The following is a 20,856-nucleotide window of genomic DNA, read 5'->3' on the forward strand; positions in this document are numbered from 1 at the left end:
GCCAAATGAACAACCAGACAGACAAGAAACCGCACCATCACGGCGATCTCGCCGCCGCGCTCATCCAGAGCGGTATCGAAATCCTGACCGAATCGGGGCTAGATCAGCTGACCCTGCGGCGCTGCGCTGCCCGCGCCGGAGTCTCTCATGCGGCCCCGGCCCATCATTTTGATGGTCTGGCCGGGCTGCGCGCCGCCATCGCCCAGGAAGGCTTTGACCGCTTTCGTCGTCACCTCCTGCACAGTCGCGCCCAGGGCCCCCAGGACCCCGAGGGCCGCATTTTCTCGCTCTGCAGGGGGTATCTGGATTTTGCGGAGGAAAACCAAGCGCTTTTTGCGCTGATCTTCTCTTGTGGGGCGCTGCCGCAGAATCCGGACAACCTGAAAGCAGGTGAGACCACCGCCTATGGTGTTCTGCGCGAGACCTGCGCCCCCTTTGTGCCCAACGGCACTGACCCCCGGATCGTCGAAACCCAGGTCTGGTCGCTGATCCACGGCTTTTCGCATCTGTTTCTGGCAGGCATCTTTGGCCCCGGAAACGGTCGCTCCGATCACCATGCTCTCTTTGCTCCCGTTATGGCCCTGCTCAACCAGATTGGCACCGCCGCGCCAGATCCGAACTGATGCAGCGCCGCGCCAAATCACCCGCCCCATCGCGCCACTCTTGACCTTTGGCACAAATAGAGAGAGGTCAAAGGCCTCTCACCAAGGAACGCCCCCATGCTGACAGCCATCATCGACTATGAATCCGGCAATCTTCATTCCGCCGAAAAAGCCTTTCAACGGATGGCACGGGACATGGATGCCGGAGAGGTCATCGTCACCTCGGATGCCGATGTGGTAGCGCGTGCCGACCGGCTGGTCCTGCCCGGTGACGGTGCCTTCCCGGCCTGCGCCGAAGAACTGCGAGGCCATAAAGGCATCTACGAGGCAATGCTGGAAGCGGTGGAACAAAAGGGCCGCCCCTTCCTGGGAATCTGTGTCGGCATGCAGCTGATGGCCACAACGGGCCATGAATACAGCGAGACCCCCGGCCTCGACTGGGTCGCGGGCGATGTCGTGAAAATCACCCCGGAAGATGCCAGCCTCAAGGTGCCGCATATGGGCTGGAATAATCTGGTGATTGACAATCCCCACCCGGTTTTTGAAGGTATTGCTTCGGGGGATCACGTTTATTTCGTGCATTCCTACCATTTCCGCGCCAGCGCCGATGCCCAGCGGCTGGCCCATGTGGACTACGGCGGCGATGTCACCGCCGTTATTGGCCGCGACACCATGCTGGGCATGCAGTTCCACCCGGAAAAAAGCCAAGCGGTCGGGCTGCGGATGATTGGCAACTTCCTGCGCTGGACCCCCTGAAGGCGCCAAGGCCTGCATCGCAAAGACACCAATGTCAATTGGTCGCTGCGCTGATTTCATCTTACCCTAAATACCTAATTGCACGATGGCCTCCCAAAGCCGCAGCGCTGGCGCTCTTGCCCAACTTCCCCCCCCAGCGCAGCGCATAACGCAGCGCGATCTCGGCAATGGACAGGGGGCGCCTTTGCGGGCATAGGTAAAGTCCCGCAAATCACAGGTTCAAATTTCGCCCGTGCAGACCCGACTTGAAAAATTCGACTATGTGGATGGCCGCCACCGCTACTGCATTCTCAGGCTCAGCCAGACGCTGTTTGGCGAATGGTGCCTGGAACAGGCCAAGGGCCCGATCGGCGCCCCAGGCGGACAGGAAAGCCGCGCCTATTTCCTGCAACAGCAAGAAGCGCAGCAGGGCTTTGACGCGCGACGTGATGCCCTGCTCAAGCGCGGTTTTGTGCCATTGCCGGTGCAACTGGGGCTGCTTTAGCCCCAGCCCGGGTTTGCACAGGTCACGTCTTCCCCGGATCATGGTTCACCGCCGCGCCGGTTCTGCCGCCTATTTCACCCGTGACCAGGCCTGTTTGGAACAGATCAACCCGCCCGCTACACAGCCGCGCAGCGCCAGGGAATTGCCGTCCAGATCCATCTTGCCCGTATAGATCTTGTCATTTGACGGTCGCCATACTTCTCCGGTGTAGTGGCCATCCCCCTGCGCCACCATATCGATCACCAGGGTCTTGCCGATATTGGGCGATGCATATTCGCCACTATCGGTAAAGGTGCGCGCGATCTTGCCGCAGATCGCCGCGCCACAGCGGGTCATTTCAATATGCGCATAGGCGCCATCATCCGGCTGGGTCTTCCAGGTGCCCAAAACCGGATCCGCCAGGGCCGCTCCGGCACTGGTCAGCGTGGCCAGGGCCAGGCTGGTCAGTGCAGTTGCCATAAACCGTTTCATCGCGTCTCTCCCATTTTTGTCTGCCTCTGCTGTCGTATAGGTCCGGGTGCAGCGCAAAACCGCCCCCTTTGGCCCCCACAGTGGCGCAGAGACGGCTTTTCAGGCAAGCCTGACTTTAGGTCGCGTTGCATTTCACAGCCAGCCCGTGCAAAACAGCGCCCAACAGGCGTGGCCAGCACAGGCGGCGCCCCAGATCACAAAGGCTGCGCATATGATCCTCTATCCCGCAATCGATCTCAAAGATGGCCAGGCCGTGCGCCTGCTGCATGGCGACATGGACAAGACCACCGTCTTCAACGACAACCCCGCCGCCCAGGCGCTGGAATTCGTCAACGCGGGCTGCGACTGGCTGCACCTGGTTGATCTGAACGGCGCCTTTGCCGGAGAACCGGTCAATGCCGCCCCGGTCGAGGAAATTCTGAAACAATGCAATGTACCGGCCCAGCTGGGCGGCGGCATTCGCGACATGAAAACCATTGAACGTTGGATCGACAAGGGCCTGGCGCGGGTGATTCTTGGCACTGTCGCAGTGGAAAACCCCGATCTGGTGCGCCAGGCTGCGCGCGAATTCCCCGGCAAGGTCGCCGTCGGCATTGACGCGCGCAATGGCCGCGTCGCCACCAAGGGCTGGGCAACGGAAACCGATGTCATGGTCACCGATCTGGCCCGCAGCTTTGAAGACGCAGGCGTCGCCGCCATCATCTACACCGACATCATGCGCGACGGCGCAATGAAAGGCCCCAATGTGGCGGCCACCGCCGATCTGGCCAATGCGGTTTCGATCCCGGTGATCGCGTCCGGCGGGGTGTCATCCCTGCAGGACCTGAAGGATCTGAAAAGCTGTGGCGCGCCGCTGAACGGGGCCATCTCTGGCCGGGCGCTATATGATGGCGCCATCGATCTGGTCGCAGCCCTTGACGTCCTAAGGGATTGATCCACATGGGACAGGTCAGGGCAACAGCGCTGCCGTCATCCAGCCTGCTGTTCCAGCAGCCCGCGGGCATTCAGCCAGGCGATTTTGTCGATTGCTACGCCTCTTCCACCGACCGCCCCCTGGAAGAGGCCGCCGAACGTGCCTTCAAATTTCCTGCCTGGGTTTCCGCCCTGATGCGCCTGCGCAATCTGTTGGTTACCCCCTTTGGCCTGAATACCGAGATCACCAGCCCCGAAAAAATCGGGTTTTTCCCGCTTGTCAACCGGTCGGACAATGAACTGATCCTGGGGCTGGACGACAAGCACCTGGATTTTCGCATCTCGGTTCTCAAACAGGAAGGCCAGATCTATTTTGCCACCTGGGTGCGAACCAAAAACCGCTTTGGCTGCCTCTATCTGCGCCTGATCATGCCCTTTCATGTGCTCATCGTCCGCAATGCGGTGAAACGGGTCTGAACCGACCAGGCGGCCCTCCCCTGGCCTGCGCCGCGATCTGCTTGCACTGGCCTTTTTCCGCGGGGCGTGGCATTGACCACAAGACCAGCAAAAGGAAGCAATGACGTGCTGAAAACCCGCATCATTCCCTGCCTGGATGTGGCCGACGGCCGCGTCGTCAAAGGCGTCAATTTTATCGGCCTGCGCGATGCGGGCGACCCGGTGGAATCGGCCAAGGCCTATGACGCCGCCGGTGCCGATGAAATCACCTTTCTCGACATCCATGCCACCCATGAAAACCGCGGCACCATGTTTGACGTGGTGCGCCGCACTGCCGAACAATGCTTTGTGCCACTGACCGTTGGCGGCGGCGTGCGTACACGCGAAGACGTGCGTGCTTTGCTGCTGGCAGGTGCCGACAAGGTCTCTTTCAACTCTGCCGCCGTAGCCCGCCCCGAAGTGATTGCCGAGGCCGCCGAACAATTTGGCAGCCAGTGCATCGTCTGCGCCATAGACGCCAAGACCGTCAGTCCCGGAAAATGGGAAATCTTCACCCATGGCGGACGTCGCGCAACCGGCATTGATGCGGTCGATTTTGCCCGCACCGTGGTGGCAAAGGGCGCGGGGGAAATCCTGCTGACCTCAATGGATCGCGATGGCACGAAATCCGGTTTCAATCTGCCGCTGACCCGCGCAATTTCCGATGCGGTCAATGTGCCGGTGATTGCCTCTGGCGGCGTCGGCACTCTCGATCACCTGGTCGAAGGCGTCACCAAGGGCGGTGCCAGCGCTGTGCTGGCCGCGTCAATCTTTCACTTTGGCGAATTTTCCATCCAGCAGGCGAAACAACACATGGCCGCCGCCGGTATCCCCATGAGGCTGACATGAGCATCCTGCACGATCTAGAAACCACCATCCAGGCGCGAAAATCCGCAGACCCCGACAGCAGCTGGACGGCCAAGCTGCTCGCCAAGGGACCGGAAAAATGCGCTGAAAAATTTGGCGAAGAGGCCATCGAGGCCCTGATCGAGGCCGTCAAGGGCGACACCGACAAGCTGGCCAGCGAAGGTGCGGATGTGCTCTACCACTTCCTGGTGATGCTGGCCGCGCGGAATGTCACCCTGGATACGGTCCTGGAGGAGCTGGCCAAACGCCAGAACATCAGCGGCCTGGCCGAAAAAGCTGCCCGCCCCCAGACCTAAGGCCCGCCATTTCCAGCCCCCTTGCAGCCATAGGGCTGGGTCAAGGGCCGCCCCTGGGCGCTCGCACCCTGGCGCGGTTCACCCTTGAGGCAGCAGCTTTCACAAACTCGGACCGGCGCTCTGAGGGGCAGATCGGCCCCTCAGACGCTTCTCAGCCGCTTTTTCCTGCCTTGCCGGGCCGCAGGCCCGGCTGGGCCCAACGGGAGGCAGGCATCCGTGATGCCAGCCCGACGGGCGGGAGCCACCGCCGCGGCTGGATGTTACAGTTTTGAGGAAATGATCCCGGTGGCAAAGCCACCCATGCGCAGTTCGCCAAAGAGGCGCTGATATTCGATCTTGGGACAGCGGTTTTGCACCACATCGACGCCACGTGCCTCAGCCATGGCAGCGGCAGCGGCATGCTCCACCCCGATCTGCATCCAGATGCACTTCAACGCCGGAAAATGCTCAAGCGCTTCTTCGACAATGGGCGGCACCGCCTCAGAGCGGCGAAAGATATCAACCATATCCACCGGATCCACAATCGCCGAAAGGCTGGGCTGCACCAGTTCACCAAACAGACGCTTGCCAGCATGGGCAGGATTGACCGGGATCACCCGATATCCTTTCAGGCCAAGATAGCGCGCCACATAATAGCTGGGGCGCACCGGGTTCATCGATACCCCAACCACCGCAATGGTGTGGCTGCGCTGCAGAATCGCTTTCAAATGGCTGTCGGTATATTCTGTCATCCCACAGACCTAGCGTACCCGTAGCGCAGCGCCTAGGCCCGGGACCGACACGCAAGACAAAAAAACGCCCGGATCGCAGAGATCCAGGCGCAAGGTATGGAACGAGGGACATTAAAAAGATCTACGGAGGTTCCACCCCGCAGTCCCAATAGATGTAGTATGGCAACAGTAAAAAAAAAGATGTCGTCGGATCTTTTTTTAGTTTTGGCTCAAATCCGCCTTAGTCGCGCAGCACCATCGGCCAATTCGCCTGTGCCGCCACCAACAGCTGCGGGGCCGCCTCCAGCCAGATGTCGCGCACCGACGGATTGTTCAACAGATAAAGCCGCCCATTGCGCATCAAGGACATATGCGGATCGCCTATCGCCAGGTGGCCCTGCGACATGGCATAGGCGCAATAGCCACCAAAAACAGGCGCATAAGCCCTTGGGTTGGCCTCAAACCTAGCCTGATTCTGCGATGTCGCAAAGCGCCATACAACGCCTTTCCACATCAGGGCAAAGTCCTGCAGCCCGGCGATGGTGCCTCTTTCCTCGACCAGGGCCACAACATCATACCCCCCGAGTGCAAGACCATCGCGGCTAGAAAAAATCGGCGAATCCGCCCGCAACGGGAGCGGAGCAGTCAGTACAAAAACGACCAGGGCCGCAAATATCTGGCGAAACACCAAGAGAGCCTCCAAAGGCAGAACGTGGAACGGCTTGAACCTGCCTCAGAACCGTGGCTTTGCAAAGCCCGGTTACACAGATGTGATCACGCGCTAGGTCCGACGGCAGATGGGCCATGCGCCTGGATCCGCCAGGCGTTCAGTCGAAAATATCTTCCACAAGATCCACCGCCTCGGAGAGCAGTTTTTCAAACAGGCCCTTGCGCTTTTTGACCGGCTTTCCCCTGCGCGGCACGGGCGGCGCATATTTGGCCTGCTGGACTTTCTTCTTGGTGCTTTTCTTTGCCTTGCTTTTCTTCTGCGGCTTGCTTCGACCGGGGGGGAGGCCAGCGCCTGCCGCTGGTGCCGAAACAGCGGGCAATCTTGTCGCGCTTGGCAGGCTGGCGCCTTTGCCGGGGGTCAGGGGGCGCGCTTTCTGGGCGGCCAGAGGCGCGCCGCAGGTGCTGCAGATCAGCGCAGACATCCCGGATCGCTGCGCGGCGGCAACCGGCAAAAAGGCCGACTGCACGCCGCAATAACAACAGCTTAATATCTTGCCGCCATGGCTACCGCATTGTGACATTGTCTGGCCGTCCCTTCCCCTAAATGCTGGCGGCTTCTCAGGACCGCTCTAGGGATGCATATAGGGCAATTGCCGCCGCATTTGAGACGTTGAGCGAGCCAAATCCGCCCGCTGCGTCGATTTTGACCAGATGATCTACGGTTTCCTTGGTCTTTTGCCGCAGGCCGGGACCTTCCGCCCCCAGAACCAAGGCAACCGGCAGATCCTTGCGCCCTTCCAGGCAGCTCTCGATCGTCTGCTCTGCCTCGCCGTCCAGACCCAGTACCACATAGCCCATGTTCTGCAGCTCTGTGATGGTATCGGCAAGGTTGCGCATCCGCAGATAGGGCTGGCGCTCCAACGCGCCAGATGCGGTTTTGGCCAGCGCGCCGGTTTCCGGGGCTGAATGGTGCCGGGTGCCAATCACCGCACTGGCGCCAAAGACCTCGGCGGAACGCAGGATGGCGCCGACATTATGCGGGTCGGTCACCCGGTCGAGCAAAATCACCCGCGGCAGTTCGGCACCGATGCAGTTTTCCGACAGCGAGCCCCAGTTCAGCGGCTTCACCTCCAGTGCAGCCCCCTGATGCACCGAGTTCGGATCCAGCGGTGCGTTGAATTTGCGCGGCTCAACCAGTTCCGGCTCGATCCCCGACTCGGCGATGGCCTCTTCCAGCTTGTTCTGGGCATTCAAGGTCACGATCAGACGCAGTTTTTCCCGCTTTGGGTTCAGCAAGGCATCGCGCACCGCGTGCAACCCAAAGAGCCAGACAGTCTCTTCTCCGCCGGCCTTCTTGTTCTGCTCCTTTTCAATCACCCACTGGGGCTTTTTGGTGGGTTTCTTGGACATAGATCTCTCCGGCAAAAGGAATTTCAGGTCAGGGCAAAAAAACTTGTGATTTTCGGTTGACGCCCCTCGGTGGCGCTAGTAATCACGCCTTCACGTTAGGTGCAACACTCACCTGACAGTGGGCGACAGGCCGCAAGGTGTGGCAGGGGACTGTAACTCCCTCGCGGAGACGCACGCCTGGTTCGATTCCAGGGTCGCCCACCATTTCCTCCCGAACTGTGGATGGAAATGGCGAGACATTCAACGCAGGTGATCTGAAAAATGCTCTCACTGATCTGGGCGGCAGAAAATCGCGTTCCGTCGATCTGCCCCGATCTGCGTTCTCTGACTCTCATCCATCTTGGACGCCTGCCCGACCAGTAGGTCAGACAGGCCAATAGCCTAGGCAGGCCACATCAGCAGGAAAACCAAGTCACCAGGAAAAAACAGAAAACAGGCCCGGTGAGCGCCCTGCCCCGATCATGCCGCGTCTTTTGCCAGTGCGGCCTCAACCCAGGCCACCAGCCCGTCCAGATCGGCGGCGCCCTGCACTGCCATACCATCCGAGAAGGCCTTGAAGGCCTCTACATTCATCCGGTTCACCCCCGACACCACCACCAGCCCCTGCGACAGAGCTTCGGCGATCACCGGGCGCATACCGCGGCCATCGGCTTCGTGCTTGCCAAATTTATTGACGATCAGAACCTCTGGGCGGGGCTCTGCGTGCAGGCTGCTGGTCACCTGTCCTACCGCCTGTTCCAGCGCCTCTGGGTTCAGACGGCACCCACGAGCACCAGCGCCCAGGGATTGCGAAATGCGAATGGTCTCGCCGTCGGGCAACACCCGCACATCCATGTCGCACAGGGTGTCATCGCTACATTCGGTATTGGTTTGCACAATGCCCGCCAGCGCAATGCCTTTGGCGTCCAGCGCCTCGGCCAGGCTGCTCAGCAGCCGGTCGGTGCCGCCACGGGTTTCGGTCATGACATAGGCCAGATGCATCAAAAGCCCTCTCATCAGTGATTTGGAAGTATGCCTCAAGTGCTACCCGCAATTCCCCCCCGATACCAGAGGCGGAATTGCCGCGCCGCCCGGCACGAATGCGGCGGCGGCGCGGGTATGCTGGCAGCCGGAGGCTAGAGCCCCAGCGCCTTTTTGCGCTCTTCGGCAAAGCCCTGAACAATCCGGTCGGCAATCAGCGCCAGGATCGCCATGGCCGCCCCGGCAGAAATGCCCAGCCCGACATCCGCCTGCCCCAGCGCCAGATAGATCGACTGGCCCAGGCCGGTGGTGCCGATCAGCGCCGCAATCACCAGCATGGCAAAGGCATAGAGAATGGTTTGGTTCAGCCCCAGCAGGATCGTGGGCGCCGCATAGGGCGCACGCACATCGCGCATCATCTGCCAGCGCGTCGCGCCGGATGCCGTCGCAGCCTCGATCATCTCATCCGGGGTGGCGATAAGCCCCTGCCGTGTGTAACGGATCATCGGCACGATGGCATAGGCGATGATCGCCAGAAAGGCCGAGAACTCGCCAATCTGAAACACCATCAGCACCGGGATAAGAAAGACAAACAGCGGGATGGTCTGCAGCATGTCGCAGATTGGTCGCACCAGCCGCCAGACCATGGGGGAAACGGCGCAAAGCACGCCGATACCGCCACCCAGCACCGCACAGGCAAAGACCGCAGCCCCCGACAGGTAGAGCGAGAGCAAGGCGCGGTCCCACAGGCCCGAAACCAGGATGGTCGACAGCAGCACCACCGAGAGCAGCGCCAGACGATAGCCCCCTGCCACCCAAGACAGGGCACCAACACCGATCAACACAAAGGGCCAGGGCAGTTGGGACACGCCGGTCTCCAGAATGCCCGCAGCGATCAAGACCACCAACCCCAGGGTAGGCTGCCCACGCAGCGCCAGCCCCAAGGCCACAACTGCCGCCACCGCATAAAAGCCAAGGCTCATCCCCGAGGTCCACTGAAACCCCCAGGTGAAGGGCAGGATCGCCTGATCCAGGCCAATGCGCAGCGGCAACAGCACATAGAACATCACGCCATTCTTGAAGTTGGTCAGCAATTCTGCATTGGCACGGGTGAAATCGGTCAGCCAACTGTCCAGCCCATTCGCCAGCGGATCCAGCAGCCGATAGCTGTCCGGGTGGCCAAGCGAGCGCCAGAAGACCAGGCTAACAACCAGCCCCAGCAGCAGGATCGCCAGCGAAATACGCCCATCCCAAAGCCGACGACGTTCCTGCGCCAGGGTGGCACTCATCCGGTCGATCAGGATGGCAAAGATCACAATGACCGACCCTGCCAACATCGCCGGGCCAAACTGCGCCTTGCGCATGGTCAGCAGCACTTCCCAGCCGATGTCATTGAACCCGCCAATGACGGCCGCGATGATCACCATCGACAGGGCCGCCATCAGACATTGATTGACCCCCACCATGATCTGCACCTTGGCCGCCGGGATCTCTACCTGGAACAACTGCTGCATCCGGGTGCCCCCGGACATTACCGCTGCTTCCTTCACTTCTGGCTCAACCCGTTGCAGCCCAAGCAGAACATTGCGCGCCATAGGCGGTGCCGCATAGATCGCCGAGGCAATGAGCCCAACAACAGGGCCAAAGCCAAAGAGCACCAGCAAAGGCGTCAGATAGGCAAAGGTCGGCACCGTCTGCATCACATCCAGCAACGCCTGTACCGGCGCGCGAAAGCGCGGGAATTCATTGGCAAAGATGCCAATCATTGCCCCCGCCAGCAGCGCCAGCGGCACCGAAACCGCAACCAGCGCCAGGGTGTTCATCCCCTGCTGCCAATAGCCGGACGCCAGCACCAGCCCCAGCCCGATCGCCGCCATGGCCGCCATCTTGACTCCGCCCAACCGCCAGCCAAGCGCCACGGTGGCGGCAATCAGCAAGGGCCAGGGCAGCACAGCCAGAACGGTATTCGCCGCCGTCATCGGATAGGCCATCAGGGTCGAAAACACCCGCGCGGCAGGTTTGAGGTAGTCGAGCCCGCCTTTGACCGCGCCGCCGACAGCATCACTGGTCGGCAGCACCCAGTCGTTTGGATAGCTGCTCAGCCAGGGCCAAAGCCCCTCGAACAGCAGACAGAACGCCCCGACGACACCCGCGATCAGCGCCGCCAGGGCACCTTTGCCAAGCCCGCGGGCCGCAAGCGCATTAGACATGATCTGTTTCCACCTGTAGGGCAGCTGCCAGATCAGCCGGATTGATAACCCCAACCAATGTGCCATCGCTGTCGCGCACCGGCACAGGATCATAGAGATCCATACAGCGCGCCAGCGCCGCATCCAGCGTCATGTCGCGGCGCAGCCCCGGATCATCGACACCATAGCTGTTGCCTTCCGGGCTTTGCATGACAGAGGCCACATTGGCATGACGCCCCTTGGCGACATCCTTGGAAAACTCACGCACGTAGTCGTCCACCGGATTCAGCACGATATCGGCGGGCGTGCCGATCTGCACGATCTTGCCATCGCGCATGATGGCAATACGATCTGCCAGTTTCAGCGCCTCGTTGATATCATGGGTGATAAAGACGATGGTGGTCTTCAGCTTGGCCTGGATATCAAGAAATTCATCCTGCAACTGGCGGCGGATCAGCGGATCCAGCGCCGAAAAGGGTTCATCGAGAAACCAGACCGAACAATCGGTTACCAAGGATCGGGCGATGCCAACCCGCTGACGCTGCCCGCCCGACAATTCCCGCGGATAGCGATCTTCGCGCCCTGCCAGCCCCACCAGTTCGATGACCTCCTGCGCCTTGGCCCGCCGCGCCTTGCGCTTGATGCCCTGCACCCGCAGCGGATAGGCCACATTGTCGGCCACCGTCATATGGGGAAACAGACCAAAATGCTGAAACACCATGCCCAGCGTCTTGCGCCGCAGCGCGATCAGCCGGGCCTTGCTGGCCGAGACGATGTCTTCGCCCTCGATGCGGATTTCCCCACCCGAGGCCGGCAGCAACTGCGAGATGCAGCGGATCAGGGTCGACTTCCCGGAACCGGACAGGCCCATGATCACGAAAAGCTCGCCTTCCTTGACATCGAAATTGGCGTCCTGCACCGCAGGAACCAGCCCCTTGGCACGCAGCGCCTGCGACACCGCATCGGCGCTTTTATGTTGTGACAGCGCCTGTTTCAGGGCGCTGTCAGCATTGTCGCCAAAGACCTGCCAGAGATTCCGGCAGGAAATGGCGGGGGTTTCAGACCCGGTCACGGCAGTTGCCTCGCTCACTTGGTCGCGGCGTCGACGATGGGGCGCCAGCTGTCTTCATTGGCAGCCATCCAGGCCGCAACAACCTCTGTGACCTCGCCGCCATCGACATCAATCGCGCCCATCATGGGTTGCTGATCTTCCACTGCAAGGGTGTAGTTCGACAGGATTTCAAAGGCCGCAGGCCATGTTTCAGCCGTGCCGGACCAGGCGGCCTTGAAGATGCGAGACGGTGCAAAATCACAGTCATTCACCGCATCCGGGTTTGGCCCCCAGGCCGGGTCGGTAAAGCAGGCCTCTTCGCCCACCGGCAGGTCGACAAATTTCACATCATAGGCAGACATCGCCCAATGCGGCTGCCAAAAGGTAATCAGCAGCGGCGATTTGCGCTCGGTCGAGGCGCGCAGCTCGGCAATCAAAGCCCCCTCGGATCCCGCAGGCACCGCCTTGAACGGCAGCGCCAGGCCGGTCATGCGATCAGCACCAGGGGTGCCCCAATCGGCAGGGTAATCCACCAGACGACCCACTGGCAGAGTTTCCGCCGAAGCAAACAGCGGCGCGCAGTCTTTCAGCGCCTCCCAGGCAGGCAGACCGGGGCAGAGTTCCGCCACATGGGCCGGATAGGCAATGCCTTCCTTGGCCGCCAGCTCCAGATCGCCCAGTTCGACGATGGTGCCCTCGGTGATTTTTTCGGCATATTGGTCCGACACATTGGAAGACCAGATTTCCATTGTGGCGTGGATTTCACCATCGGCGATGGCCTGGAACTGGTTCATCATGCCCGCAGTGACATATTCCACCTGATAGCCCGCCGCCTTGAGCATTTCACCCGCAATATGGGTCGAAACATGTTGGCCGGTCCATTCATTGATTGCCAGTTTGATCGGCTTGTCGACCGCGCCCAATTCAGCCGCCTGCCCCATGCCAGCGGCCAATGATGCCGCGCTCAAAACACATGCAAATGTCGTCGTTTTCATTGTTGATTTCCCTGTTTTTGCCCGCCAATCGCTAGGATAGGCCGGGCGCAGTTTGATGGAACCCAGCGGTTCACACGCCCCAAGGATTTCGTTGACACCACCACGGTGCCGCGTGACCTCGGGGGGCGGCCCTCGGCATTGCACCAAGTGTGACCGGGCCTGCCACAAGTGTTTGAACGGTTTGCGACGCTTTGTCGAGGTTTTACGGCGGACTTCGCAGGTTTTTTTGATTGTTCATTCAATTTCTTGAACGAAGGAACAATCCAACCCTGCCCATTCGCCGGGCAAGCCGCCTTAGCACCACCGCGCCAAGGCAAGCGCCGACTCGATTCTTGGCCTGCTGCAGCCAACCTATGGGCCAATCCCCCTCGCCACAACAGGACAGCGACAAGGGGGGAAAGGGCGTTGCCCCAGGCGCGACGCTACAGGTCTTGCGCCAGCCGCAGCATGCCTGCGGTGATCTTGCTCAGCTGGGCGGGCGTCGTGATGAAGGGGGGCATGGTGTAGATATTCTTGCCAAAGGGGCGCAGAAACACCCCCATTTCAGGTGCCAGCGCATGGGCAGCATCCGCCGAAACAGGCTGCTGCATTTCGATCACGCCAATCGCCCCCAGCACCCGCACATCGCGGACCTTGGACAATGCACGGGCGGGTGCCAGCTCTTGCTGTAGCTGATCAGAAATCGCCGCGACCCGGCCGCGCCAGTCCTGCCCTGTCAGCACATTCAGCGCCGCCAGGGCCGCCGCGCAGGCCAGGGGGTTGGCCATATAGGTTGGCCCATGCATAAAGATACCCGGATTGCCGCCCCCAATGCCCAGCGCCACCCGGTCATTGGTCAGGGTGCAGGCGAAAGAGATATGGCCACCGGTCAACCCCTTACCCAGACAGATGATATCCGGCTCCACCGCGCAGAAATCAGTCGCGAACAGTTCTCCGGTGCGGGCAAATCCGGTGGCGATCTCGTCAAAGATCAGCAAGATCCCCAGCTCATCACAAAGCGCACGCGCCTGGTTCAGATATTCGGGATGATAGAAATACATACCGCCGGTGCCCTGCACCACGGGTTCCAGAATAAAGCCCGCAATCTTCTCCGCCCCGGCCTCTAGCAGCGCCCGCAGCGCGCCGATACCATTCAGTGCCGGATCCTCGATCCAGTCTTCGCCCAGCCGGATGGGCGGTCGCGGGGTGAAATGCTGCACGCTCAGCGCCCCCTGAAACAGGTGGTGCATACCGGTGTCCGGGTCGCAAACGCTCATCGCTTTCCAGGTGTCGCCGTGATAGCCGGACCGCACGGTGGCGAACTGGCTGCGCCCGGCGAATCCCATGGCGTGCTGGTATTGCACCGCCATCTTCATCGCCACCTCTACCGAGACAGAGCCGCTGTCGCAGTAAAAGATCCGCGTCAGGCTGGCCGGGGTGATTGCCAACAGTTTACGCCCCAGATCAATCGCCGGATCATGGGTCAGCCCGCCAAACATCACATGCGGCAGCCGATCCAGCTGATCATGAATAGCCCCGGTGATCGCCGGATGGCGGTGACCATGCATCATGCACCACCAGGACGACATGGCATCGATCAGCCGGGTGCCATCCTCCAGCGTCAGATAGACACCTTCGCTTTCTTTCACCACAAAGGTCGGGCCGGGTTTGGCCACATTGGTATAGGGATGCCAGAGGTGCTGCTGGTCGAATTCCAGCTGCGTAAGATCAGTTCCCCCCATCACGGAACCTCCCGGATCAGATCAAGCTTGATATGGGTCGCAAAGGCCCTGGCCAGAGCGTCAGACCCGGCCGCACGACCCGGCCGGGCGGCAGCCTTCCCCAATCCGGGGATCATCGGCAGCCGCCCCAGATGCACCACCTTACCAAACAGGCAGATACTATCCTCGACCTCCCGTTCGGGCGCACCGATGAAGACCACCCCCAGAACCCGGCAACCCGCCGCCCGCAGCGCCTGCAGCGACAAGAGCGTATGGTTGATGGTGCCCAATTGGGTGCGCGCGCACAGGATCACCGGCGCCCCCCAGCGCGCAAAGAGATCCAGATAGAGCATCCGGCGATTGAGCGGCACCATCACCCCGCCAGCACCTTCGACCACCAATGGCCCATCGCAGGCAGGCAGGGAGAGCTGCGCCGGGTCGATCTCCACCCCTTCGGCCTCGGCCGCAAGATGCGGCGAGGCTGGCAACTGCAGGCGATACCCCTCTGCCAGGACCTCCTGCCCGGACAGGCGGGCGACGACCTCACTGTCGGTTGCCTCTTCCAGCCCCGCCTGCACCGGTTTCCAGTAGCGCGCCCCCAGCGCCTGCACCAGACCGGCGGAAAACACCGTCTTGCCAATGCCGGTATCGGTGCCGGTCACCACCAGGGCACTCATGCGCTGCGCACCTGGTCTAGCGCCGGATCTGGGGCCGGGTCAGCCTTGGATGCACCAGCGGGCGACAAATCTTGCAACACGGGCGCCAGCCGTTCGAACAGATCGGTGATCACCGGCTTGCTCAGACTTCCTGTGAGTGATATCCGCAACCGCGCCGTGCCCGCAGGCACCGTGGGCGGGCGAATGCCGCGGATGTCAAACCCCTGATCCTGAAGACCTTTGGCCACCTGCATACAAAGTTCATCCTGCCCCAGGATCACCGGCAGGATCTGACTTTCAAACCCCACCAGCCCGCAAAGCCGCGCCGCCTCGGCCTGGGCGTGTTCGATACGTTCCCAGGCCCGGTCGCGCCGCGCCGGGTTCCCTGCCAGATCCACCAGCGCCGCCCGCACCAGCGCCGCATTCAGCGGTGAAGGCGCGGTGGCAAAGATGAAGCCACGTCCGCGGTTGATCAGAAATTCGATCAACACCTGCGCACCACAGATCAAAGCCCCCGACACCCCCAGCGCCTTGCCGCAGGTATGCAGGGTCAACACCCGGGGCAAATGGGCGATGTCATGTGCCAGCCCGCGCCCCAGATCGCCAAACAGCCCGGTGGCATGGGCCTCGTCCACCACCAGCATCGCCGCCTCAGCCTCAGCCAGCTTGGCAAAGGCCGCAAGGGGGGCCCGCGTGCCCTCCATCGAATAGACCGCCTCGATGGCGATCCAGATCTGACCACTGCCGCCACCCGCGCGCCATTTGGCAATATGACGGCTGGCATCCGCCACATCGTTATGGGCAAATTTGCAGATTTCAGCCCGCCCCAGGCGCATGCCGTCATGGGTGCTGGCATGGATCAGCGCATCATAGAGCACCAGATCGCCACGCTGCGGCAGGGTCGAGAAAATCGCCTGATTGGCGTTAAAGCCCCCGCCCATGAACAGCGCCGCCTCACTGCCAAAAAAGGCAGCGGCCTCGGCCTCCAGCAGGCAATGTTCGCTGTCATTGCCCCGCAACAGACGCGACCCGCCTGCCCCAACCGATACCCCCCTATCCAGGGCGGCATGGGCGGCGGCCTTCAGCGTCGCAGACTGCGCCAGGCCGATATAGTCATTAGAGGAAAAATCATGCCCCGCCCGTGGCATCAGCTGACGATAGCGGCCGCGCTGGCGCAAATTCTGCAGGTCTGCCGCATGACGGGGAAACAGCGGCGGCGTCTCTGCGGTCATGCCAGCGGTCATATCGGCGCTCATACCTGGCTTCCATCGCAGCCCACGCCCATGGCGGTGATGCCAAGGCGGTCGAACAGGATCTGATCCTTGTCCTCTTCGGGATTGTCCGCCGTCAACAGCGTGTCGCCGACAAAGATCGAATTGGCCCCGGCAAAAAAGCACATCGCCTGCAGCTCATCCGACATATCGGTGCGCCCGGCCGAAAGCCGCACATGGGATTTCGGCATCAGGATCCGCGCCAGCGCGATGGTGCGGACAAATTCAATCGGGTCCAGCTTGGGCACATCCGCCAGCGGCGTATCCGGCATGGGGATCAGCATGTTGACCGGCACCGAATCCGGGTGCTCCTGCAGGGTGGCCAGCGCCAGCAGCATGTCGATGCGGTCCATCTGCTGTTCACCCATGCCAACAATGCCACCGGCGCAGACCTTCATCCCCGCCTCGCGCACCCGGTTCAGGGTGTCGATCCGGTCGGCAAAGGTGCGGGTGGTGATGATTTCGGAATAGTAGCGTTCCGAGGTGTCGATATTGTGGTTGTAATAATCCAGCCCGGCGTCGCGCAGGCGAAAGACCTGGCTGTCATCCAGCATGCCCAGGGTCATGCAGGTCTCCATCCCCAGATCCTTGACGCCTTCGATCATCGCCTCAAGTGCGGCCATGTCGCGATCCTTGGGCGAGCGCCAGGCCGCCCCCATGCAGTAGCGCGTCGCGCCCCCTGCCTTGGCCTTCCTGGCCTCGGCGATCACCCGCTCCACCTCGATCAGCTTGCTGGCCGAAAGCTTGGCACCGTTGCGGGCCGACTGCGAGCAATAGGCGCAATCTTCGGCGCAGCCACCGGTCTTGATGCTCAGCAGTTTGGATTTCTGCACCTGATTGGGATCATAGTGCAGACGGTGCACCGACTGGGCCTCATACAACAGATCCATGAAGGGTTTGTTGTAGATTTCTTCCGCCTCTGCGCGGGTCCAGTTGGTTCGAATTGGGGCGGCGTCCAGCATGGGCTCTCCTGAAGATCGGGTGTTGCGGTCTTGGGCCAGATGGCTTTCGTTTTTATAGATAATTATACAGCCAGCACAAAGGATTTATGCCGCAACGCGGAATTAATCCGCAGAATACCCATCAAGATATTGAATTATAATATTATATTTTATCTATCAAAATACCAGTTGACGGCAACCCATCGCCTCCCCTAGGTCTTAACCCACGCAGGGGAGTCCCACCAAGGGGACTGAGAGGCTGACAGGACAGAGCAATCTGCCCGGTGACGCGACCCTTAGAACCTGACCCAGTTGACACTGGCGTAGGAAGCTAGGACGCGCCGCGACAGGGACTGTACCCCCTTTGGCTGTGCGCCCGAACCGGGAGGGCCGTACACCCTCTCCGAGCCTCCCAGCCAAGCCTCATCTGGTGACTTTTTTGAGTATTGGCTCGAGGAGCACCAAAATGAACGTAAGCCCGCCAAAGATCACCCCAGAGGTAACCACCGGTGCCCTGCCCGCATCGCGCAAGATCTATGTGCCCGGTGAAATCCACCCCGACATTCGCGTGCCCATGCGCGAAATTGCCACCCACCCCACCGCTGGCGAAGCACCGCTGCCGGTCTATGACAGCTCTGGCCCCTATACCGATCCGGACCAGCAGACCGATATCCGCCAGGGGCTGGCCCAGCTGCGCCGCGATTGGATCCTGGCCCGCGGGGACGTCGAAGAATACCAGGGCCGCGAAATCACCTCGGCCGACAACGGTTTTGTATCTGGCGAACGGCTGACGCCGGAATTCCCGGTGAAACCTGCGCCGCTGCGCGCCAAGGACGGCAAGGCGGTGACCCAGCTGGCCTATGCCCGCGCCGGGATCATCACGCCGGAAATGGAATTCATCGCCATCCGCGAAAACCAGCTGCGCGAGACATCGCCCTGCCACCGCGACGGCCACGACTGGGGCGCCAATATCCCCGATTACGTGACGCCGGAATTTGTCCGCCAGGAGGTTGCCGAAGGCCGCGCCATCATCCCCGCCAATATCAACCACCCCGAAATCGAGCCAATGATCATTGGCCGCAACTTTCTGGTCAAGATCAACGCCAATATGGGCACCTCTGCCGTCACCTCCTCGATGGAGGAAGAGGTGGACAAGCTGGTCTGGTCGATCCGCTGGGGCGCTGACACGGTGATGGATCTGTCCACGGGCCGCAACATCCACAACACCCGCGAATGGATCCTGCGCAACTCCCCCGTGCCGATTGGCACCGTGCCGATGTATCAGGCGCTGGAAAAGGTGAACGGCATTGCCGAGGATCTCACCTGGGAGGTGTTCCGCGACACCCTGATCGAACAGGCCGAACAGGGCGTTGATTACTTCACCATCCATGCCGGCGTGCGGCTGCATATGGTGCCGATGACCGTGGAACGCGTCACCGGGATCGTGTCGCGCGGCGGGTCGATCATGGCCAAATGGTGCCTGCACCACCACAAAGAGAGCTTCCTCTATGAACATTTTGAGGAGATCTGCGACATCTGCCGCAAATACGATGTCTCGTTCTCATTGGGCGATGGTCTGCGCCCCGGCTCGATCGCGGATGCCAATGACGCGGCGCAGTTTGCCGAACTGGAAACCCTGGGCGAGCTGACCAAGATCGCCTGGGCCAAGGATTGCCAGGTGATGATCGAAGGGCCGGGCCACGTCGCCATGCACAAGATCAAGGAAAACATGGACAAGCAGCTGGAGTGCTGCCACGAGGCGCCGTTTTACACGCTTGGCCCCCTCACCACCGATATCGCGCCGGGCTATGACCATATCACCTCGGGTATCGGCGCGGCGATGATTGGCTGGTTTGGCTGCGCCATGCTGTGTTATGTGACGCCCAAGGAACACCTTGGCCTGCCGGACCGTGACGATGTGAAGGTCGGCGTGATCACCTACAAGATCGCCGCCCATGCCGCCGATCTGGCCAAGGGCATGCCCGGTGCCCAGCGTCGCGATGATGCGCTGTCGCGCGCCCGGTTTGAATTCCGCTGGGAGGATCAGTTCAACCTCTCGCTGGACCCCGATACTGCCCGCGACTTCCACGATCAGACCCTGCCGAAAGAGGCGCATAAGGTGGCGCATTTCTGTTCCATGTGCGGGCCGAAATTCTGCTCGATGCGGATCAGCCATGACATCCGCGCCGAGGCCCAGAAGGAAGGCATGGAGGCCATGGCCGCCAAATTCCGTCAGGGCGGTGAACTCTATGTGCCCGCAGCCGATACAAAGGCGGAACCGGCAGAATGATCACCATTGCCGGTGCCGGTGTCGCCGGGCTTGCCAGCGCCTATGAGCTGGCAAGCCGCGGCGCAGAGGTGACGCTATACGAGACCGGGGCGGATCCTGCGGACAATCCCTGTTCCTGGTATGCCGGCGGCATGCTGGCCCCCTGGTGCGAAGGCGAAAGCGCCGCGCCAGAGGTGGTCCGCCTTGGCATCGGCGCCAAGGCCTGGTGGCGCCAGTTCACCAAGGTCGAGGACCGTGGCACCCTGGTGCTGACCCCGCCCCGCGACCGGGCAGAGCTGACCCGCTTTGCCCGCCGCACCACCAATCATCGCCTGATCGAAGCGGCAGAGCTGGCCCAACTAGAACCCGCGCTGGCCGGGCGCTTTGCCCAGGCGCTGTTCTTTGAAGACGAAGCCCATCTTGACCCGCGCCAGGCCCTCATCGACCTGAGCAAGGCAGTGCAGGCGCTAGGGGTCGAAATCCGCTATGGCACCCCGGCGCCCGCCCATGTGGATGTGGATTGTCGCGGCATGGCGGCCCCCTTGCCGGGGCTGCGTCCGGTGCGCGGCGAGATGGCGCTGATCGAGGCCCCCGAGGTCGAGATCACCCGCACCCTACGCCTGCTACACCCGCGCATCCCCGTCTATCTGGTGCCCCGCGGCAAGGGCATCTACATGATCGGCGCCACCATGATCGAGAGCAGTTCCTGGCGACAGATCACCCTGCGCTCTCTGCTAGAGCTGCTGGGGGCCTGTTTTGCCCTGCATCCCGCCCTGGGAGAGGCCAGCGTGATCGAGACCGGCACCGGGCTGCGCCCCGCCTTTGCAGACAATATGCCCCGCCTGACCCAGCTGGGCCAAACCACCCATGTCAACGGGCTCTACCGCCACGGCTACCTTCTGGCCCCGGCCCTGGCGCAACAGCTGGCCGCCCAGTTCTTTCAGGAGACCGCAGATGCAAATCATCGTGAACGCACAAGCGCATGAGGTGCGCGCCCAGACCCTAGAGGCCGCGCTCTGCGAATTGGGCTTTACCAGCCCGGCGATTGCCACCGCCCTCAACGGGGTCTTTGTTTCGCGCGCGAAACGCAGTGATGTTTTGTTAACCAACGGTGACCGGCTGGAAGTGCTGGCCCCGATGCAGGGAGGCTGA

The 20,856-nt window shown here is 61.5% G+C and carries 23 protein-coding genes and 1 tRNA gene; 11 read left to right on the top strand and 13 right to left on the bottom strand.

Features of this window, described 5'->3' with window-relative positions; all coding sequences use genetic code 11:
* The first annotated feature begins 5 nt into the window (after nucleotides 1-5).
* The 3 genes from P2081_RS01265 to P2081_RS01275 all read left to right on the top strand — a co-directional run bounded on the left by P2081_RS01265 (nucleotide 6) and on the right by P2081_RS01275 (nucleotide 1,842).
* Nucleotides 6-623, top strand: a complete 618-nt coding sequence (locus tag P2081_RS01265) for a TetR/AcrR family transcriptional regulator (RefSeq protein WP_278921061.1) — start codon at nucleotides 6-8, stop codon at nucleotides 621-623.
* Between the two features lie 96 nt (nucleotides 624-719).
* Nucleotides 720-1,358 (top strand): imidazole glycerol phosphate synthase subunit HisH, encoded by a 639-nt coding sequence (hisH, locus tag P2081_RS01270; RefSeq protein WP_278921062.1) that lies wholly within the window; start codon nucleotides 720-722, stop codon nucleotides 1,356-1,358.
* A 232-nt stretch (nucleotides 1,359-1,590) separates the two neighbouring features.
* Nucleotides 1,591-1,842, top strand: coding sequence for a WGR domain-containing protein (locus P2081_RS01275; protein WP_278921063.1), 252 nt, complete (start codon nucleotides 1,591-1,593; stop codon nucleotides 1,840-1,842).
* Nucleotides 1,843-1,911: 69 nt separating this feature from the next.
* Here P2081_RS01275 and P2081_RS01280 read toward each other — a convergent pair whose 3' ends face one another.
* Nucleotides 1,912-2,313, bottom strand: a complete 402-nt coding sequence (locus P2081_RS01280; protein WP_278921064.1) for a DUF2147 domain-containing protein — start codon at nucleotides 2,311-2,313, stop codon at nucleotides 1,912-1,914.
* 211 nt (nucleotides 2,314-2,524) lie between these two features.
* Here P2081_RS01280 and hisA point away from each other — a divergent pair, with 211 nt between their 5' ends.
* The 4 genes from hisA to P2081_RS01300 all read left to right on the top strand — a co-directional run bounded on the left by hisA (nucleotide 2,525) and on the right by P2081_RS01300 (nucleotide 4,883).
* Nucleotides 2,525-3,247: a 1-(5-phosphoribosyl)-5-[(5-phosphoribosylamino)methylideneamino]imidazole-4-carboxamide isomerase gene (gene hisA / locus P2081_RS01285; protein ID WP_278921065.1), complete on the top strand. Its 723-nt coding sequence runs from the start codon at nucleotides 2,525-2,527 to the stop codon at nucleotides 3,245-3,247.
* A gap of 5 nt (nucleotides 3,248-3,252) precedes the next feature.
* Nucleotides 3,253-3,702 (top strand): DUF2867 domain-containing protein, encoded by a 450-nt coding sequence (locus P2081_RS01290; protein WP_278921066.1) that lies wholly within the window; start codon nucleotides 3,253-3,255, stop codon nucleotides 3,700-3,702.
* A 105-nt stretch (nucleotides 3,703-3,807) separates the two neighbouring features.
* Nucleotides 3,808-4,569: an imidazole glycerol phosphate synthase subunit HisF gene (gene hisF / locus P2081_RS01295; RefSeq protein WP_278921067.1), complete on the top strand. Its 762-nt coding sequence runs from the start codon at nucleotides 3,808-3,810 to the stop codon at nucleotides 4,567-4,569.
* Nucleotides 4,566-4,883 (top strand): phosphoribosyl-ATP diphosphatase, encoded by a 318-nt coding sequence (locus P2081_RS01300; protein ID WP_278921068.1) that lies wholly within the window; start codon nucleotides 4,566-4,568, stop codon nucleotides 4,881-4,883. The genes hisF and P2081_RS01300 overlap by 4 nt, the downstream gene beginning before the upstream one ends.
* A gap of 260 nt (nucleotides 4,884-5,143) precedes the next feature.
* Here the strand turns inward: P2081_RS01300 and P2081_RS01305 are convergent, their stop codons facing one another.
* The 4 genes from P2081_RS01305 to rlmB form a co-directional block, all read right to left on the bottom strand.
* Entirely contained in the window at nucleotides 5,144-5,614 is a 471-nt protein-coding gene (locus P2081_RS01305) for a CoA-binding protein (protein ID WP_278921069.1), read from the bottom strand.
* 220 nt (nucleotides 5,615-5,834) lie between these two features.
* On the bottom strand, nucleotides 5,835-6,281 hold the full coding sequence (locus tag P2081_RS01310) for a YHS domain-containing (seleno)protein (RefSeq protein WP_278921070.1): 447 nt from the start codon (nucleotides 6,279-6,281) through the stop codon (nucleotides 5,835-5,837).
* Between the two features lie 139 nt (nucleotides 6,282-6,420).
* Nucleotides 6,421-6,744, bottom strand: a complete 324-nt coding sequence (locus tag P2081_RS01315; protein ID WP_278921071.1) for a hypothetical protein — start codon at nucleotides 6,742-6,744, stop codon at nucleotides 6,421-6,423.
* Nucleotides 6,745-6,880: 136 nt separating this feature from the next.
* Nucleotides 6,881-7,672 carry a 23S rRNA (guanosine(2251)-2'-O)-methyltransferase RlmB gene (gene rlmB, locus P2081_RS01320; RefSeq protein WP_278921072.1) on the bottom strand — a complete coding sequence of 264 codons (792 nt, stop codon included), beginning with the start codon at nucleotides 7,670-7,672 and terminating at the stop codon, nucleotides 6,881-6,883.
* A 120-nt stretch (nucleotides 7,673-7,792) separates the two neighbouring features.
* Here rlmB and P2081_RS01325 point away from each other — a divergent pair.
* Nucleotides 7,793-7,876: transfer RNA gene (locus P2081_RS01325), tRNA-Tyr, on the top strand.
* 255 nt (nucleotides 7,877-8,131) lie between these two features.
* Here the strand turns inward: P2081_RS01325 and P2081_RS01330 are convergent.
* From P2081_RS01330 to bioB, 8 genes are all read right to left on the bottom strand, one after another.
* Nucleotides 8,132-8,653, bottom strand: coding sequence for a DUF2478 domain-containing protein (locus P2081_RS01330; protein WP_278921073.1), 522 nt, complete (start codon nucleotides 8,651-8,653; stop codon nucleotides 8,132-8,134).
* A 134-nt stretch (nucleotides 8,654-8,787) separates the two neighbouring features.
* Nucleotides 8,788-10,842 (bottom strand): ABC transporter permease, encoded by a 2,055-nt coding sequence (locus tag P2081_RS01335; protein ID WP_278921074.1) that lies wholly within the window; start codon nucleotides 10,840-10,842, stop codon nucleotides 8,788-8,790.
* Entirely contained in the window at nucleotides 10,835-11,893 is a 1,059-nt protein-coding gene (locus tag P2081_RS01340; RefSeq protein WP_278921075.1) for a quaternary amine ABC transporter ATP-binding protein, read from the bottom strand. Before P2081_RS01340 ends, P2081_RS01335 begins: the two co-directional genes overlap by 8 nt.
* A gap of 14 nt (nucleotides 11,894-11,907) precedes the next feature.
* Complete coding sequence (locus P2081_RS01345; RefSeq protein WP_438826521.1) at nucleotides 11,908-12,867, bottom strand: ABC transporter substrate-binding protein; 960 nt, start codon at nucleotides 12,865-12,867, stop codon at nucleotides 11,908-11,910.
* Nucleotides 12,868-13,289: 422 nt separating this feature from the next.
* Nucleotides 13,290-14,588 (bottom strand): adenosylmethionine--8-amino-7-oxononanoate transaminase, encoded by a 1,299-nt coding sequence (gene bioA, locus P2081_RS01350; RefSeq protein WP_278921076.1) that lies wholly within the window; start codon nucleotides 14,586-14,588, stop codon nucleotides 13,290-13,292.
* Nucleotides 14,588-15,244 (bottom strand): dethiobiotin synthase, encoded by a 657-nt coding sequence (gene bioD / locus P2081_RS01355; protein ID WP_278921077.1) that lies wholly within the window; start codon nucleotides 15,242-15,244, stop codon nucleotides 14,588-14,590. Before bioD ends, bioA begins: the two co-directional genes overlap by 1 nt.
* Nucleotides 15,241-16,479, bottom strand: a complete 1,239-nt coding sequence (locus P2081_RS01360; RefSeq protein ID WP_278921078.1) for an 8-amino-7-oxononanoate synthase — start codon at nucleotides 16,477-16,479, stop codon at nucleotides 15,241-15,243. The genes bioD and P2081_RS01360 overlap by 4 nt, the downstream gene beginning before the upstream one ends.
* A complete protein-coding gene (gene bioB / locus P2081_RS01365; RefSeq protein WP_278921079.1) occupies nucleotides 16,476-17,456 on the bottom strand; it encodes a biotin synthase BioB in 981 nt (326 codons plus the stop codon). The genes P2081_RS01360 and bioB overlap by 4 nt, the downstream gene beginning before the upstream one ends.
* Nucleotides 17,457-17,901: 445 nt before the next feature.
* Between bioB and thiC the strand changes: the two genes are divergently transcribed.
* From thiC to thiS, 3 genes are read left to right on the top strand one after another with little or no spacing between them, the layout of a single operon-like run.
* Nucleotides 17,902-19,725, top strand: a complete 1,824-nt coding sequence (gene thiC, locus P2081_RS01370; protein ID WP_278921080.1) for a phosphomethylpyrimidine synthase ThiC — start codon at nucleotides 17,902-17,904, stop codon at nucleotides 19,723-19,725.
* Complete coding sequence (locus tag P2081_RS01375) at nucleotides 19,722-20,690, top strand: FAD-dependent oxidoreductase (RefSeq protein ID WP_278921081.1); 969 nt, start codon at nucleotides 19,722-19,724, stop codon at nucleotides 20,688-20,690. Before thiC ends, P2081_RS01375 begins: the two co-directional genes overlap by 4 nt.
* The gene (gene thiS / locus P2081_RS01380) at nucleotides 20,659-20,856 is read left to right on the top strand and encodes a sulfur carrier protein ThiS (RefSeq protein ID WP_232400364.1); all 198 of its coding nucleotides are present in this window, start codon (nucleotides 20,659-20,661) and stop codon (nucleotides 20,854-20,856) included. Before P2081_RS01375 ends, thiS begins: the two co-directional genes overlap by 32 nt.

Origin of the sequence: Pseudophaeobacter profundi (genome assembly GCF_029697505.1) — a bacterium.
Taxonomy (GTDB): Bacteria; Pseudomonadota; Alphaproteobacteria; order Rhodobacterales; family Rhodobacteraceae; genus Pseudophaeobacter; species Pseudophaeobacter profundi.